The organism is Komarekiella delphini-convector SJRDD-AB1 (assembly GCF_014831675.1).
Taxonomy (GTDB): domain Bacteria; phylum Cyanobacteriota; class Cyanobacteriia; order Cyanobacteriales; family Nostocaceae; genus Komarekiella.
This window is the reverse complement of sequence record NZ_VJXY01000001.1, coordinates 129,582-146,837: the sequence shown is the minus strand read 5'-3', so window position 1 is coordinate 146,837 and position 17,256 is coordinate 129,582. Positions and strand designations below refer to the sequence as shown.

Here is a 17,256-nt window from a genome sequence, read left to right as displayed (position 1 = left end):
GTTCTGCCAAACTCAGATTTTACACCAATCTCAATTAGCAACCTTACCCGCCCAGAATTCAAATTCTGGGCTAGTAACCCAACTTCACGCATAGTGGACTAAAATCCAAAAAATCAAATCCAACCTCTCTGTGTTACCTTTCATCACTCTCCACACAAGGCATCTAGCATAATCCTTGAGTTAGCTCTCCGGGCAAAAAAAGGCAATACATGCTAGAATTGTATCAAAATATAGCAATTATTCAAGAGAAAATTAGAGTAATTTTGCGCTTTGTCGAGTATAAAGGCTAAAATCTGAGATTTTTGGAGATTTTTAGGTTATGACATTCTCACAGGAGAGGATTATCCCGACAGACTTGCGAAACGAAATGTCGCAGTCTTATCTGGAATACGCCATGAGCGTGATAGTGGGTCGGGCGCTGCCAGATGCCAGGGATGGTCTAAAACCTGTGCATCGTCGCATTCTTTATGCAATGCACGAGCTAGGTCTACTCCACGATCGCCCTTTTAAGAAATGCGCTCGTGTGGTGGGGGAGGTACTGGGTAAATATCACCCCCACGGTGACACAGCAGTATATGACGCCTTGGTGCGGATGGCGCAAGATTTTTCGATGCGATCGCCCCTAGTTAACGGTCATGGTAACTTTGGTTCTGTAGACAACGACCCGCCAGCGGCAATGCGATACACAGAATGCCGCTTGCAAGCTCTAACTAGTGCTGGTCTACTTCACGACATTGAATCAGAAACCGTAGACTTTGCCGATAACTTCGACGGTTCCCAGCAAGAACCGACAGTTCTACCGGCACGTATTCCCCAGTTGCTACTCAATGGCTCCTCTGGAATTGCCGTGGGTATGGCAACCAACATTCCGCCTCATAACCTGGGCGAATTGATTGATGGCTTGGTGGCACTAATTCACGATCCAGAAATCACCGATATCCAGTTAATGCAGTATATCCACGGCCCAGACTTTCCAACTGGAGCGCAGATTTTGGGGACTGCGGCGATTCGGGAAGCTTACACCACAGGGCGTGGTTCCATCACCATGCGTGGTGTAGCCAATATTGAAACCGTCGAACAGCGAGGGCGTCCAGATAGAGAAGCAATTATCATCACCGAACTGCCCTACCAAACCAACAAAGCGGCGCTAATTGAAAAAATCGCCGAAATGGTGAACGAAAAGCGTTTAGAAGGGATTGCAGATATCAGAGATGAAAGCGATCGCGACGGGATGCGGATTGTCATCGAACTCAAGCGTGATGCCTATCCCCGCGTTGTCCTCAACAACCTCTACAAGCAAACGCCACTCCAAGCCAACTTTGGCGCAAATATGCTGGCGTTGGTAAATAGCGAACCCCAGATCCTCACCCTCAAGGAGTTTTTAAGCGTCTTTTTGGATTTTCGCATTGAATCCATTGCCAGACGCACCCGCTACGAACTGCGAAAAGCCGAGGAACGCGACCATATCTTACAAGGGTTATTGATTGCTTTATCTCAGTTAGATGCAATTATTAACTTGATTCGCCATGCTCCTGATGCACCCACAGCCAAAGGTGAGTTAATCACAACCTACGGTCTTTCGGAAATGCAAGCAGATGCAATTTTGCAGATGCAATTGCGGCGTTTGACTGCCTTAGAAGCAGACAAAATTCGCCAAGAACACGAAGATTTACAAGCGCAGATTACCGACTTGCAGGATATCTTGGCTCGGCGGGAAAGAGTGCTGGAAATCATTGAAACTGAAGTTACACAACTAAAAACTAGCTTCGCCACACCTCGGCGTACGGTAATTTTACCAGGTGAAGGAGAATTAGATGATCGTGATCTGATTGCCAATGAAAAAGCAATAATTTTAGTTACCGAGCAAGGTTACATTAAACGGATGCCGGTTAACACCTTTGAGGCGCAAAGCCGCGCTACCAGAGGCAAAGCCGCAGCTAAAGTCAAAGATGATGATACCGTTGAGCATTTCTTAACTTGCTGCGATCACGACAGTATTTTATTCTTTAGCGAGCGTGGTGTCGTTTACTGCTTGAGAGCGTATCAAATTCCAGTTGGTTCGCGCACCAGTCGCGGTACACCGATCGTCCAAATGCTACCCATTCCTCGCGAGGAAAAAATCACCTCGATTGTACCCGTTGACGAGTTTACCAACGAAGAATATCTGGTAATGCTCACCAAAGGCGGCAATATCAAGAAAACTGAATTAGCGGCGTTTAGCCATATTCGAGCCAATGGACTGATTGCCATTTCTTTAGAGGAAGGTGATCAACTACGCTGGGTACGACGCGCTAAAGTAGAAGACAGCATCATCATTGGTTCTCGTCAAGGTATGGCGATTCACTTCCGATGCACCCATGAACAACTGCGTCCTCTTAGTAGGGCAACTCGGGGAGTGAAAGCTATGAAACTGAAGAATAATAACGATGAACTGGTGGGAATGGATATTCTTCCTGCGGCAATTCTAGAAACTTTGAATACAGATGTAGCCGACGTAGTTGAAGATATCGAAATAGAAGATATCGAAAATGAAGAAACCACAGAAGTACCTGGCAACGGTAGTATCGGCCCTTGGGTATTGGTAATCACAATGGGAGGATATGGTAAGCGTGTACCAGTTGCTCAATTCCGCTTGCAAAATCGTGCCGGTCAGGGTTTAATGGCAACCAAATTTAAAAACCGCAAAACCAAAGACCAATTGGCAACTCTACGCATTGTCAACAATGACGATGATGAAATTATGATGGTTACTAATCGCGGTATTATTATTCGTCAGGCAGTGAATGCGATTTCTATACAATCGCGATCGGCAACTGGAGTAAGAGTACAGCGTTTAGACGAAGACGACGCCATTACTGGAGTGGCAATAGTTCCCCCCGATACAGGTGATGCGGAAGAAGCAGAATAACAAGCAGGGGAAGCAGGGAGAGAGGTTTATCTCCTTAATCCCTTGCTTAATTGCCTTAATCAGTGGGGTTTTAATGGGGCTAACCGTGGCCCCTGTAGGTGCATGGTTCTTAGCGTGGATTGCCTTAGCACCTTTATGGATATTAGTTGTTAGTGCCTCAAAACGTAAAAACCAATCCCCTCCTGCCCCCTCATCTTTCCCTGCTTTCCTATGGGGTATCGCTTATCACGGTATCGCCCTATCTTGGATTACGGGAATTCATCCCATGACATGGTTGGGTGTTCCGTGGTTGCCAAGTTTGGCAATCACTCTTTTTTGTTGGGGATTTATCAGTGTCTTGGGAGGAATATTCGTTACTATTTGGGCGGCTGTAATGGTTCGCCTGGGTAGACAAAAATCGTGGCTACGTATACTAATTGGTACAGCTGTCTGGTGCGGCTTAGAGAGTTTGTGGAGTGCTGGGCCGCTGTGGTGGAGTTCTCTTGCTTACACACAAAGTCCGCATAATCTCGTAATTTTGCATCTAGGTCAACTCTCCGGGCCTAATACTGTGACAGCGGCGATAGTTGCTATTAATGGCTTGATTGCTGAAGGATGGACAAACCGCAGAGACGCAACGGAAAGTCTGAGCGCCGATTTCCGGCGAACAAAACGTTCCAAGACAGAGAACACAGAGGAAATTCTCTCTGCGCTCTCTGCGCCTCTGTGGTTCGTTAATAAATACTTAGTTACCGCCGTGGGACTATTAATTAGCTTACACCTCATTGGTTTAATCTTATACATCCGCCCCATCACTCAAGTACCAGAAGCAGCATTGAGAATTGGGATTATTCAAGGTAATATCCCTAACCGACTTTTACTTGGTTCTGAGGGGTTTCGTCGCGCTCAAGAAAACTACACCAATGGGTATATTACTTTAGCAGATCAAGGTGTAGATGGAGTTTTAACCCCAGAGGGCGCTTTACCTGTTTTCCAGCGTAACTTGATGGAAACTGCCTTAGTCTCAGCAGTGCGGGAAAAAGGTGTAGTTGCTTGGATTGGGGCTTTTGGAGAACGGGGACGCAGCTACACAATTAGCTTGTTTACTTTTAATAGTAATGGTGAAATTGTCAGCCGCTACGACAAAGCCAAACTAGTACCTCTGGGGGAGTATATTCCCTTTGAAGGGATTTTAGGCGGGATAATTCAGCGCTTATCGCCTTTGAATGCACACCAAATTCCCGGTTCAGCAAATCAGATAGTTGACACCCCTTTTGGTCGGGCTATTGTCGGTATTTGTTACGAATCTGCATTTCCAGAGCAATTTCGCCGTCAAGCTGCTGCGGGTGGACAATTTATCCTCAGTTCTTCTAACGATGCTCATTACAGCGCTCACATGCCATTCCAGCACCATGCACAAGATATCATGCGGGCAATTGAAACTGATAGATGGGCTGTGCGGGCAACTAATACCGGATACTCAGCTTTTGTAGATCCTCACGGCAAAACTCTGTGGATATCTGGATATAATACCTACGAAACTCATGCTGCAACAATTTATCGCCGACAGACGCAGACTTTATATGTTCGTTGGGGTGATTGGTTGACACCGTTGTTGTTGGGGTTAAGTGTCGTAGGGTGGTTTGTAGAGAAAGGCAATGAAGACCACTATGAGCAAGTTATTAAATGACTCTCTATGGGCGGCATAGATTTTTTTGAAAAGTAGCAATTGTTGCTAATTCAACTAGACGCTTGCGATATAGTTCCAATAATTTAATAATTTCCAACTCTGATTAGACACCTAAATCTTTACTTTTTAGGGAACTTTTCTAGTAGCTAGAGTATAGGCGATCGCATAGCCCACACAACAACTGAATATACAGATTTGTAACACTTTTCATTCTAGAAAATTTTCAATTCCTGTTAGCAGTACTCTTGATAAATTTATTGTAGCTATGGCTGGTTTCTTGGTAAATGTAACAATAATTTCACTAACAGTATAGACAATCTCATCAAAGTGTTTTTAAATTGTACGCAAAGGACGAATGACTAATTTAAATAACTTCCAAAAACTAATAGCGCTGGCAAATGAACACGGGATTATTTGCCAACCAGCACAAGAAGAATGCTTGATTGCATGCTTACCTGGATACGATAATTTTTTATTAGCTTTTACTTGGTCTGGTGCAGTTGAGGGAGAGCCACCAGAGCATGAATTAATCGCAATTAGCATACAGGATATGGCTAAAGAAGTTACGGTTGCAGCTTGGCAGATTCCTGCTTATTTATTTGGCAATGTTTTGAGGCAAGCACAAATGCTTGTAGCTGCCCATAAAGATTTTATTAGTTAATGGACAACAAGTAGCCAAAAACTACTATAGCTATACCTTAAAGTATAATTTTTTACTAATGATCCGGCTGCCGTTAATATTATTAGTATTTTTTTAGGTATTGCTATCAATAACTTTTACTAGCCTCATGGCTATTCTTGTTCTGGCTAGAATTTAAAATGCCAATTTTCCACAGCATATAAATAGTACTTTTCAGGTTTTTGAGCAAGTCGATTTTAATTTATTAAAAATAAAACTACTAATAATATGTAGCATAAAAAACACACAGTATACTACCGTAATTAAGCTGATAGGACACACGTCTAAAGGTAGATACTATTTATCTTAAGGAATGTTACGTTTGTAACAGAATGTAAATTAGTTTAAGGTAAAACACATGGCTGACATTGTTGATACCGCCGTTAATGCTGGGTCTTTTAATACCTTAGTTGCTGCAATCAAAGCTGCAAATCTGGTAGATACCCTCAAAGGTGCTGGCCCGTTTACTGTGTTTGCACCTACCGACGAAGCATTTGCTAAGCTGCCAGAAGGTACAGTAGATGCACTGCTCAAAGATATTCCAAAGCTCAAGAAAATCCTGACTTATCATGTTGTTTCAGGTAAAGTACTTTCATCTGATGTAGTTAAGCTGAAGTCAGCTACTACCGTTGAAGGTTCTGATGTGAAAATTGACGCCTCTAATGGAGTTAAGATAAATGATGCTACTGTTGCAACACCAGATGTTGCTGCTGATAACGGTGTCATTCACGTCATTGATACAGTTTTGATTCCTGCATAAGCAATTACTTAAATTTGTAGCTCAAAGAAAGTTTAAACTTTCTTTGAGCTACAAATTCTAACTAAAGCGAGTTTAATTAAAGTTGAGAATAGAACGGTGTTTGACGTACCAAATACTTTTGCTAATGCCAGAGTTTTTGGATATCCAGTAACAGGAACGCTTACCCTAACTATGGCAATACTCTAAACTAAATGCATATTTATTTACTAGCAAAAAGTTCTTTTATTTGAACTATTCTGTTTTCAAGGTAGTTCGTGATTAATTCACGGTAGACAGCTAGTGTTTCCTTGCTCACCCGCTTGGCGCTAAACCGTTCTAGGTTTTGTTTGGCGCGGGATTTCCATTTGTGCATCTGTTTGGGGTCGCTGAGCAATTGCACCAAAGCATCTGCTAAGGCTTTGCTATCTTTAGGTGGTACTAAAAGACCAGCTTGTCGATTATCTAAAGTCTCAGGAATACCGTCTACATCGCTGGCAATAATGGCACAACCTGCTTCTCGCGCCTCTGTTAGCACCAAACCAAAAGATTCGTGATGTGAAGCCAGAACGAAGATATCTGTTGCTAGCATATAGCATTGTGGCTCTGGCTGGAAACCTTCAAAATGAATGCGTTGGCGCAGATCACCGCAGGTATTGCTAAAAGGTATTTTTTGCACCATTGCTTCAAACATAGAGCGTTCTGGGCCGTCTCCTATTAAATATAGATGTACTTGCGGAAAGTCTGCCGCAATTTTGACGAAGGCTTCAATTAACTCAGTAATACCTTTGCGAGAATACATTCCTGCTACTGTAGCGATCGCGGGACGGTACAATGGTAGTGGTTGGTAATCTTTAATACTCTTATGCCGGGGACTGCCTAATGTGCCATTGGAGACTACTCGTAATTTGCTCTTAGGTATACGACGCTGCACCATAGAATCGGCTACTGCGTGACTAACTGCAATTACCCTATCTGCTAATCCCATCAGTACTGCACTACGCTGAAATTCATTGTGTACAGTAGAAACTAAACTATATTCACAACGGCTTCTAAGTACTCCTGCTAGCACGACTCCTGTCATCATGTGTGCATGGACAATATCCGGCTGAAACTCTTGTACTATTCCCCGATAACACCAAGCAGCTTTAATCAGATTTAGTGGTGTCCGTGACTGATCTAGTTGAAAGTGTGTGACACCATGAGATTCTAGTAATGCTTTATATTCTCCCCCAGCAGACGCTACAGCAACATCATGACCGTCTTTTGATTGCAAACATGCTAAGTCTACGGCCACATTCACAATACCGTTACCAATTTTTTGGATATGGTTTGTAATATGTAATATACGCATTTATATGTTCTCCACAGCGGTTACTTGTAGCGAATCGATAAGTTTTAGCCCTATAAATGCAATCTCTACTTAGCTCTGGATTGGATACTAAGATTCAGCTTTAAAGAAGATTTCTCGCGTCCCTAAAAATTGCTTGATAAAGCCACGGGGTAGGCTTTGAGTTTGAGAAATATATGAGGCGATCGCTTTATTTTTCTTGTCTTGAACTGATGTAATTGGAAGATAGTGAGCTGCTGCTATATCTTGCAACTTTAATAGAATAAATATTGGTGCTCTCCAGAACAACCAAATAGGATATTGTAGCAGGTCAATTTTTATTTCTGATTGGGCAATTGCTTCTTGAATTAATTTATAAGTTGCCTCATGATCTTTATGGCAGTCTTTGTGATGAGGCACGTAAACTTCTTCTGATTTATAATACTTCAAAAGTTTAGCAACCTGTTTAATTATTTGTTGCCGTTCCTCATTTTTTAAATCTTGCAAAGTTCCATCTGGTTTTTCCAAAAAGTAAATTTCTGAAGGACTCACTCCCAAAATTTCTAGTGCTGTCATCGCTTCTCGCTTACGAGTTTGGCTAATTTTCTCTTGAGAATGTGGCTTTGAACTACCTGACCCTTGTCCATCCGTCAAAAAAACTACTACTACTGGTATGCCATGTTCACGTTTCATAGCAATCATCCCACCACAGCCAAAGGTTTCATCATCTTGGTGGGGAGAAAACACCATTGCTGATTTTTGGCTAAATGCTAATGGCTTACTTCCCCAACGCAAAATCCATTGAACTAATAGGCTGGAGTGGATATATTGCATCTGATACAACCAGATGTTTGGAATTAATTTATCTAACAGTTTAAGCTTTGTTTTGAAATTCATAATTCCTGTTTTAATTAGCAAAATATGAGACTACTTATTCAAACTTTATGCTTATTAAAATATCTTTTAGCCTCAAAGTAATCTTATACTTTGTTGAACAATTGCCCTTTTAATAAAATATATTATTATCATAATCTAGTTGATTATTGATGATGCATAAAATATATGTAAATCTGGAATTTTAAATATGAAGAAATAGCTGATTTTTTAAGCGGCATTTTTATAAAGTTCAAAAAATATCTAACTTATAAAATAAAAATTTAATTATCTGTGCAAAGCTTGTAGGGTGGGCATTGCAATGCTCACCCTACTGTGATCTATTGTAGGACTTACGCATTGAAGGCTGAAACCTAGATCCCCCCTAGCCCACGCCAGTCGCTCATGGGGAGCCACCCCCTTGCGGAGGTTGCCGACGCTCGTTCGCGCAGCGTGTCGCAGACAAGACTCGCGCTTCGCTGCGCTATCCGTTGTGGGGAGTGGCGTGGAAACCCCCTTGGCGCAGCCTCAAAGTAGAGAAGACCGCGCGCTGGCTCCCCTTCAAAAGGAGGGAATTTATAAAGCCTCCTTTTTAAAGGGGTTGGGGGATCTGAGTGCGTAAGTTCTGTATTGGTATAAAACCCGCTGTATACGTGTTATATCAAATCTGAAAAAAAAGAATGTGGCAGATAGACCATTGTAGAGACGTTGTATGGCAACGTCTCTACTACTTACCCCATCAGCCTATACATAATTACTTTTCCTTTCCAATCTTCTTCTACAAACACTAGGTACTCACCATTTGAACGCCGAAAAGCGCGGATACCGTATGGTATATCAATCCAGCCGCTTTCACTTCCAACTTCTGGGCCGGGTTTTAACTTTTGTACTTGCGTTCCCGTTGCTGTGTTGTAGACGTATACCTCTGCGGTTTTTACTGTCACGGCGAATACATATTCTCCAGCCACGCTCATCGCAGCAGTGGACACTTCACGTTTGCCAGTGGTGTCGTGTGGAATTACAATCCGATAACGAGGAGTGCGATTTCCTTGGCTCCAATTGTCAAAACGTGCAATCTCAGAACCAACGACTCCGTTATCATCACCGATCGCAGGATGCTCTCCTGTGAAGCCTGATAAATACATAGTATCTGTTTCTGGGAAATATTCGATCCGCCGTAAATCTGTAAATATCTTTGGAGTGGTTTGCTTTTGCATCGAACTATAGGAATAAATGGGATTCCCCTTTGCATCTATTCCCTGTAAAGGATAATGCCTAATCCCAATACCATCTTGAGTTCGCAAAGTTTTCCAAACATCTCCTTTGTTGTCTACCCACCAGCCGCCGATGAAGGGATAATCTTTACTGCTATCATACTCATTTTTCTCAAACGCCCCGTTGCCGTTATTATCCCGCCATATCCACTCGCCTTTTTCCGGTTGCTGCGGTGGCCAGGTTCCTGAGATGGATTTTTTATCTCCGCCATTAGTACCAACAAACATTCCTGCTGGAATGGCAATCTTACCATCTGTAGCTGGATTGAAACGATATATTTGCAGAAAGCTGCCATACATATTTGTGAGGAACAAGAAAGGCTTACCTTTGATGCGCCGAACAAAGGTTCCATCTGGCGATGTATGCAAGCGGGGATCTTGAGGATATTTGAAAGCGTTTAAAGTATAACCCTTGTAAGTCCATTGTTTGCCAGCAGGCTGGCTGTAATCCATCAAATAGTGTTCCTGCTTGGTGAATACATCTACACCGTCAGTTTTGGGATCAGCATCAGCATTATCGACGAATATCAATCCTAGCATTTGCCATAATTGTTTTCCTGATGGCGAGAATTTGCGTAAATCCGTTCCTGATTTGTTGAAACCATTACTATTTATATAGATATTACCTGCGGCATCTGTACCGATTCCAGTAATACCATAAAGTTTTAAATCTCGCACTTCACCCGGAATACCTGCATAAATACCGCCTTTGCAACCGAAACTACTCACCTGCACTGGTTTATCTTTGATGTCATAAGTCAACATTTGTTGACGCGGCCCATTTTCTGCCACTAACAGCCTACCTTGATGATCAAGTGCGATCGCTGTTGGTTCGACAACATCGGCAATCTGTTGAGGTAATTGCTTTCCAGTCTGGGAATAATGCAGAATCTTGGCAGGGTTACTACCATTTTTGCTTTGAATAATCCAGAGATTTTCTTGTCTATCAACGGTTATTGCTCCCGGACGAGCAACGCTAAAGCTGCGAAGTTCTTTCATTGTGTCAGTATTGTAGACACGAATGCGATCGCTAGCAAAATCACTCACATACAACTCGCTTCCCGCAGTTGCTAAGCCGGTAACTTCGCTTTTGGTGCTGGTGATTAACATACTTTTATCCCAGCCACGTCCTTCAGGAAATGGTGCAGGTTTTCCAGATAAGTCGTAACGTCTGACGCAGTGCCAAGTTGTTCCTTTCGCAGGATAATCCTCTTTTGTCTCACCCATCGCACCTTGGCTCATAGCAATGTAAATATATTTACTATTTACAGCCACGGCTTTGCCACCGCTACGACTCCAGCCGTGAGTATCACCAATAGCACTAATTACTTTGCCATCTTTATATATTTGTGCTTCTGCTCCAGCTTCATCCCAATGGCTGTTAGTATAAACTGTGCCATCAGCAGCAACATACATTGCTTCTATATTGTTTTGTACCCGCAGATTTCCACTACCGAAAGTATTACCTATCCAAGATGTTTTGTATGTAAGTGCAGGCGTTCCAGTTGTAGCCCAATCTGTTGTAATTCCAATAGAAGTAATAATTACTCCGACAGTTAGACTGAGTAAAAAGTTGAAAGTTTTATTTTTGTGCCAACGCCTAGTTTTAGATAGCTTCTTGATGCGCTGATTGAGATTTTGACAGAATTTACTTAACTTGAGTAGTAATTTGTTTTTCATAAAATTCCTAAGCTTATAATTCCTTTTAAATGCTCATTCTTTCTGGAATTCCAAAAAAACATAGTTACACTTGATTGTCTATAAATCACAGCATACAGACCAGGAATTAATAGCTAAATATCACAACTTGAATGCATCGTATTCTGCTATACATGTATTTTTAGATGTATATAGACTGATTATGGAGATTCTTAAGTATACTGTTGCAAATAAATATTAATTTTTAACATTCAAAACCCTGATGATAGCCACGTTGAGGTATAGAATTTTGACTATTTTGGGTTGTTGTATTTATTTGCGCCTGTTTACTTAAAACTATCTAAACTAAGAAAACAATTGATACTTAATTGCTGACCTTTTGTTTAGCAGTACATATATATAAATAACAAAGAATTGATATTAATGATTAAATGTTTACTAAATCTTTATGAAAAGAATATCAACATTTAAAATTTAAATTAATAGTTTTAACCGGAAAGATTCAAAGTATTAATATTTACTTTTTAATCAGACAGCAAGTCAATATTAATACAAAACTATTTATGAGCTAATTACTTGATTATGGTTGATTTTGATGGGATAACACCGAGCAATATGATGAAAAAACTAGATATATAATTATTGTGCAAGTATCATATCTATCATAGCTAGTGTTATTTAGTTAACAAAATACGTGTTTCAGTTTTATTGTTGACACAAAGATATAAATAGTTTATAAATTGGTGTCCTTGCAAAAAATAAACTCTTATTTATAATGTGTATGCAGTTATTGACTTTAATAACTTAGATTTTTAGATAATCATAAATCAAAATTATATTTGTATGCAAAGGTACTTGAAAAGTGCGGATAATGCATAGAATCGTAGGATACAAGTAATAGCATCAGCAATTTACTGCTGATTTCAAAAAAGGCGGTTGAGCTTGGTGTGATTAATAAACTCATGCTCAATAAATTATGGGAGAAACATTTTTGGAAAGCAACAAAGAAAATTTTAATTCAACATCTGCATCAATCCTCACTCTGGGATTAGGATGGTTTCCCCAAACACCCGGAGGTTTAGAAAGGTATATTTATGAACTAACTCATAAATTAGCAGCAAATCATGACCAGGTTGAATTATGTGGAGTTGGTCTACCAGAAGGTGAAAAAAATTTGCCAATCAAGCTGACTAACTTGGCTTCTCCAGATAGTGCTATGTGGCAACGATTATGGTCAATTCGCACGAACTTCAAGAAAACAAGAGTTAGTAAACCAGATGCTATTAATCTGCATTTTGCATTATACAGCTTTCCTATTTTAGATATTCTGCCCAAAGGAGTGCCAGTTACCTTTAACTTTCATGGCCCTTGGGCTTCTGAGAGCCAGCAGGAGGTTGTTAATAAAAAGCTGAGTATTATTCTTAAGCATTGGCTGATAGAACAAAGCACTTATAATCGCTGCGATCGCTTTATTGTTCTTAGCAAAGCATTTGGCAATATTCTACATCAACAATATCAAATTCCTTGGAGTAAAATTCATGTTATTCCCGGCGGAGTAGATATTACCAAATTCCAAACAAACTTGTCACCTCAAGAGGCTCGAATACAGCTAGGGTGGCCTAGTAATCGCCGTATCTTGTTTACATCTCGCCGTTTAGTACATCGAGTAGGGCTTGATAAATTATTGCAAGCTGTGGCGACAATTAAACCGAAAATTCCAGATATTTGGCTGGCGATCGCAGGTCGTGGTCACATCCAAGCTACACTACAACAACAAGCTACAGAACTAGGGCTAGATGACAATGTTAAATTTTTAGGTTTCATACCTGATGAGCAGTTACCTATAGCTTACCAAGCTGCTGATTTAACCGTCATGCCTAGCCAATCTTTTGAAGGATTTGGATTAGCAATTGTCGAATCTTTAGCCTGTGGTACTCCTGTTATGTGTACTCCAGTTGGGGGTATGCCAGAAATTTTAGAGAACTTTTCACCCGATTTAATTACTACTTCTACCGAAGCTTCTAGTATTACTGAAAAATTAGAAAATGTGTTTCTAGAAAACATACCCATACCTTCACGAGAAGCCTGTCGTCAGTACGCTACTACACACTACGACTGGAATAAAATTGCTCAGAAAGTACGAAATATTTTATTAGCTTAAATTTAATTTAACTGCTCCTTAAAGACAGTCATTCGAAAATGGGGTATTATAAGGATATTTTATGAAAATTCTTTTTTTAGACCAAAGTGGTAAACCAGGTGGTGCAGAATTATGTTTAATAGATATTGCTAAACCTTATCGCGATCGCGCTCTTGTAGGACTATTCACAGATGGGTCTTTTAGAAAATTACTAGAGCAAAATCATATCCCGGTAGAAGTTCTCGCTACTCAAGCAATTCAGGTTCGCAAAGAAAGCAGTTTGACTCAAGGATTAAAGAGCCTGGGACAAATTGCACCGCTAATTACTAAAGTAGTAAACAGAGCTAGTAAATACGATTTAATTTATGCCAACACCCAAAAAGCATTAGTTGTTGGGGCATTAGCTAGTTTATTCAGCCGTCGCCCTCTGGTCTATCATTTGCACGATATTCTTTCTCAAGAACATTTCAGCCAAACTAACCTTCGTATTGCTATTAATCTTGCTAATCGTTTTGCATCATTAGTAATTGCCAATTCCCAAGCTAGTAAAACAGCTTTTGTGCAAGCGGGAGGCAACCCAAACATTATCAAAGTTATTTATAACGGCTTTGAACCAAAAATATACAAAACTAGCGAATCTGATATTAAACAATTAAAACAAAAATTAGGAATCGAAGGACAATTTGTAGTTGGACACTTTAGCCGTCTTGCACCTTGGAAGGGGCAACATATTTTAATTACTGCGCTTGCTGAATGTCCGCCACAGGTAACAGCACTTTTAGTTGGTGATGCACTATTTGGCGAACAAGATTATGTGCAACAGTTGCATCAACAAATTGCTGAAATGGGGTTAGAAAACCGTGTTAAATTTTTAGGATTTCGTTCAGATATTCCCCAGTTAATGGCTGCTTGTGAACTGGTAGCACATACCTCTACTTCCCCAGAACCATTTGGTAGAGTGATTGTTGAGGCGATGCTATGCGGACGACCTGTAGTAGCAGCAAAAGCTGGGGGTGCAATAGAGTTAGTAGAACATGGGATTAATGGTTTTCTAGTGACGCCAGGAAAATCCCAAGAACTTGCACAAGTGATTACTACCTGTCTTCAGGAGGTAGAAACAACTGCAACTATGGCTAAGAATGCTCAGGCTATCGCTAGTCAGCGTTTTGATGTAACAACTATTAATCAGCAAATCGCTCAACTATTGTCTCAATACGCTTCCGATCAGCCTACACGCTAAATCCCTTTTTATTTTCACATCACCAGCCCTGTCAAGGTATAGCGTTCAACTTTTAATATTCTTTGTGCCTTATTGCCTCTGTGGTGATACAAAGACACAAAGACACAAAGACACAAAGTTTAATTGCATCGGTAAAGCAGATTTTTCACCAGGGTTACATTACAATGCCCACCCGATAAGCAAAGTTCTAGTAAGTCTACCAGTTGCGCCACCCGCCCTTAGGTGAAATTTCATCTGTATACTTTGTTGCTTGACCTTGCAATAAAGATTGATATTCTGTGCTACTTGCCCAGCGGTCAATTTCTCGCGCGCGTAGTACTGGTACTGGATGGGTTAATTGGGCTGTGCGGGCAGCTTTGACCATTTCACCCAGTTCAGTCTTACTGATATCATCGTAAGCGCGGGCTTGGGCAACAAAGGCATCAAGATTAAGTTGTGGAGCCAAGATTGGGGAGCCACCAGCCAACTTCATCAACACTGACATGACAACTTTGGGGTCTTGGGTTGCTAACAAAGCGGCGCGATCGCAGGTAAACTCAGCACAGCGTACCCATTCTAAAAGTTGTGCTTGTATCGCTTGTGCCAGGAAGGTTCCGACATTAGGCACAATTGCTGCTGCTAATATTAATAAATTTACAGGTGTCAAGTAAACGCTGTGGTCACACTTGAGATGCCCCAATTCATGGGCAATCACTGCCTGTATTTCTTCTGGTGTCAGAATATCAATCAATGAGGTGTGTAGCACAATAAAAGGCTGCTTACCCCTAACAGCAAAGGTGTAGGCGTTAGGAGCCGGATGTTGGCGGATATACAACTGAGGAGGCTCTATATCCAGGATTTTGCAGGCATCTAACAACAGCTTGTGTAAATCGGGCAGTTGTTTTTCACCGACCAAAATGCTAGAGGCAATATTTTCCACATAAAAAACCTGCTCTGCCATTGGCCCAAGCCAGTTCCGTACCATCATGTCTATGCCTGGTATCTGCTTGAGAGTTTTGGTAGCTTCCAGATCTAATGGGTGACGAAATGAGTCAGCTTTTAAACCAATCAGCGGGGTTTTAAAAAAAGACATGGTGCAGCAAGCTATAAAAAACGCAACTGTGGAATCTGGCTGTTTATCTAAAACAACCTCCCACAGCTAGTATAACGATTAAGTAGGGTGGGCATTGCCCACCTAACTACTAAGTTGAAATCGATGCTGGCGGAGTACTGCCATTGGAAGCTAGTTCTGCATCTGCTGGTACATCTCCCACGCGTAGGATTCTAGCTCCTAACTGCTGCAACTTTATGTCGAATCGATCATAGCCGCGATCAAGGTGGTGTAATCCCTGAATTGTCGTTTGTCCTTCGGCTGCTAGTCCTGCTAAGACTAACGCTGCTGATGCCCGTAAGTCTGTACCCAATACTGGCGCACCAGACAACATCGGCACTCCCCGAACAAAGGCTGCATTGCCTTTAACGCGAATATCTGCCCCCAAACGATTTAATTCTGAAGCATGACGCAAGCGGTTTTCAAATACAGATTCGTTAATTAGGCTGTCACCTTCCGCCAATGTTAGCAAAGCCATAAACGGTGCTTGCATATCTGTAGGAAAGCCTGGATGGGGCAAAGTTTCAATGTCGGTTGCCTTGAAAGTTTCCGCAGGCAAGATGCGTAAACAGTTAGGCGATTCCTCAATTATTGTCACTCCAATTTCCCGCAGCTTGGCAATTACGGGAATCAAATGATCTGGTAGCACTGGCGACAGGGTAAGTTCTGAGCGAGTGATCGCACCAGCAACCAAAAATGTTCCTATTTCAATGCGATCGGGAATAATTGTGTACTCTACAGAATGCAACTTGGGGACGCCAACGATTGTAATCGTACTTGTCCCTGCACCCTGAATCTTCGCTCCCATCGCATTACAGAAATTTGCCAGATCGACTACCTCTGGTTCCCGTGCGGCATTTTCGATGATCGTTTCGCCATCTGCTAAAGTAGCCGCCATCATCAAAGTCTCTGTGGCTCCCACACTGGGAGTATCCAGATAAATCTTGGCTCCTTTTAATCTGCCACTGCTACCAGGAACATAGGCATTACAAATACCATGTTCAATCTGGACTTCGGCTCCCATTGCTTGCAATCCCCGAACATGCAAATCAACTGGTCTGGCCCCAATTGCACAACCGCCTGGTAAAGGCATCTGCGCTACTCCTAATCGTGCAAGAATCGGCCCAATGGCGAAAAAACTTGCCCGCAATTGGGTGACTAGTTCATAGGGAGCTTTTGATGTTGTAATTTCGCTGGCATTAATATCTAAGATATCGCCGTGTCGTTTTAAGCGAATACCCAAAGCTGATAAAACCTGCCCCATCCGGTCTACATCAGCTAATAAGGGAACATTGCGGATACGACAATCTCCTGAACATAGCAAAGTTCCAGCCATGATCACCAGTGCTGAATTTTTTGCCCCACTAATTTTTACATGACCTCGCAAAGGATGCCCACCCCAAATTTGCAAGACTGAGGAGTCTGCTTCTGGAGTAAATTTGGCATCTGGTAAGCTGCTAGAAGGATTAATAAACCTACCTCCAAAAAAATAAATACATAATTGTCAAGGTTTGAAGTTGGTTTTGATTCTACAGTAAAGATTCGATTTGTCCACAATTTTGAAACTACATCTTGCATTGCTCAATAGTGTCTTAAGTGTAGACTGACGGCTGAAAACACGTAGCATTAAGTCTTATGGGCATTGAAAAATTCCACAT

General features: G+C 41.5%; 11 protein-coding genes. 6 read left to right on the top strand and 5 right to left on the bottom strand.

Annotation, left to right across the window (positions count from 1 at the left end):
- Window positions 1–319: 319 nt before the first annotated feature.
- From gyrA to FNW02_RS00590, 4 genes are all read left to right on the top strand, one after another.
- The gene (gene gyrA, locus FNW02_RS00605) at window positions 320–2,908 is read left to right on the top strand and encodes a DNA topoisomerase (ATP-hydrolyzing) subunit A (RefSeq protein WP_191755663.1); all 2,589 of its coding nucleotides are present in this window, start codon (window positions 320–322) and stop codon (window positions 2,906–2,908) included.
- Window positions 2,889–4,577, top strand: coding sequence for an apolipoprotein N-acyltransferase (gene lnt / locus FNW02_RS00600; RefSeq protein ID WP_191755662.1), 1,689 nt, complete (start codon window positions 2,889–2,891; stop codon window positions 4,575–4,577). Before gyrA ends, lnt begins: the two co-directional genes overlap by 20 nt.
- 355 nt (window positions 4,578–4,932) lie before the next feature.
- The gene (locus FNW02_RS00595) at window positions 4,933–5,238 is read left to right on the top strand and encodes a hypothetical protein (RefSeq protein ID WP_191755661.1); all 306 of its coding nucleotides are present in this window, start codon (window positions 4,933–4,935) and stop codon (window positions 5,236–5,238) included.
- A gap of 376 nt (window positions 5,239–5,614) precedes the next feature.
- The gene (locus FNW02_RS00590) at window positions 5,615–6,016 is read left to right on the top strand and encodes a fasciclin domain-containing protein (RefSeq protein WP_191755660.1); all 402 of its coding nucleotides are present in this window, start codon (window positions 5,615–5,617) and stop codon (window positions 6,014–6,016) included.
- 199 nt (window positions 6,017–6,215) lie between these two features.
- Here the strand turns inward: FNW02_RS00590 and FNW02_RS00585 are convergent, their stop codons facing one another.
- From FNW02_RS00585 to FNW02_RS00575, 3 genes are all read right to left on the bottom strand, one after another.
- Window positions 6,216–7,346, bottom strand: coding sequence for a glycosyltransferase family 4 protein (locus FNW02_RS00585; RefSeq protein WP_191755659.1), 1,131 nt, complete (start codon window positions 7,344–7,346; stop codon window positions 6,216–6,218).
- Window positions 7,347–7,433: 87 nt separating this feature from the next.
- A complete protein-coding gene (locus FNW02_RS00580) occupies window positions 7,434–8,219 on the bottom strand; it encodes a PIG-L deacetylase family protein (RefSeq protein WP_191755658.1) in 786 nt (261 codons plus the stop codon).
- A 707-nt stretch (window positions 8,220–8,926) separates the two neighbouring features.
- On the bottom strand, window positions 8,927–11,149 hold the full coding sequence (locus FNW02_RS00575) for an NHL repeat-containing protein (protein ID WP_191755657.1): 2,223 nt from the start codon (window positions 11,147–11,149) through the stop codon (window positions 8,927–8,929).
- 970 nt (window positions 11,150–12,119) lie between these two features.
- Here FNW02_RS00575 and FNW02_RS00570 point away from each other — a divergent pair.
- Window positions 12,120–13,289 carry a glycosyltransferase family 4 protein gene (locus tag FNW02_RS00570; protein ID WP_191756026.1) on the top strand — a complete coding sequence of 390 codons (1,170 nt, stop codon included), beginning with the start codon at window positions 12,120–12,122 and terminating at the stop codon, window positions 13,287–13,289.
- A 61-nt stretch (window positions 13,290–13,350) separates the two neighbouring features.
- On the top strand, window positions 13,351–14,508 hold the full coding sequence (locus tag FNW02_RS00565) for a glycosyltransferase family 4 protein (RefSeq protein WP_191755656.1): 1,158 nt from the start codon (window positions 13,351–13,353) through the stop codon (window positions 14,506–14,508).
- A 196-nt stretch (window positions 14,509–14,704) separates the two neighbouring features.
- Here FNW02_RS00565 and FNW02_RS00560 read toward each other — a convergent pair whose 3' ends face one another.
- Complete coding sequence (locus FNW02_RS00560; RefSeq protein ID WP_191755655.1) at window positions 14,705–15,580, bottom strand: M48 family metallopeptidase; 876 nt, start codon at window positions 15,578–15,580, stop codon at window positions 14,705–14,707.
- Between the two features lie 109 nt (window positions 15,581–15,689).
- Window positions 15,690–17,069, bottom strand: a complete 1,380-nt coding sequence (murA, locus tag FNW02_RS00555) for a UDP-N-acetylglucosamine 1-carboxyvinyltransferase (RefSeq protein WP_191756025.1) — start codon at window positions 17,067–17,069, stop codon at window positions 15,690–15,692.
- Window positions 17,070–17,256: the final 187 nt, after the last annotated feature.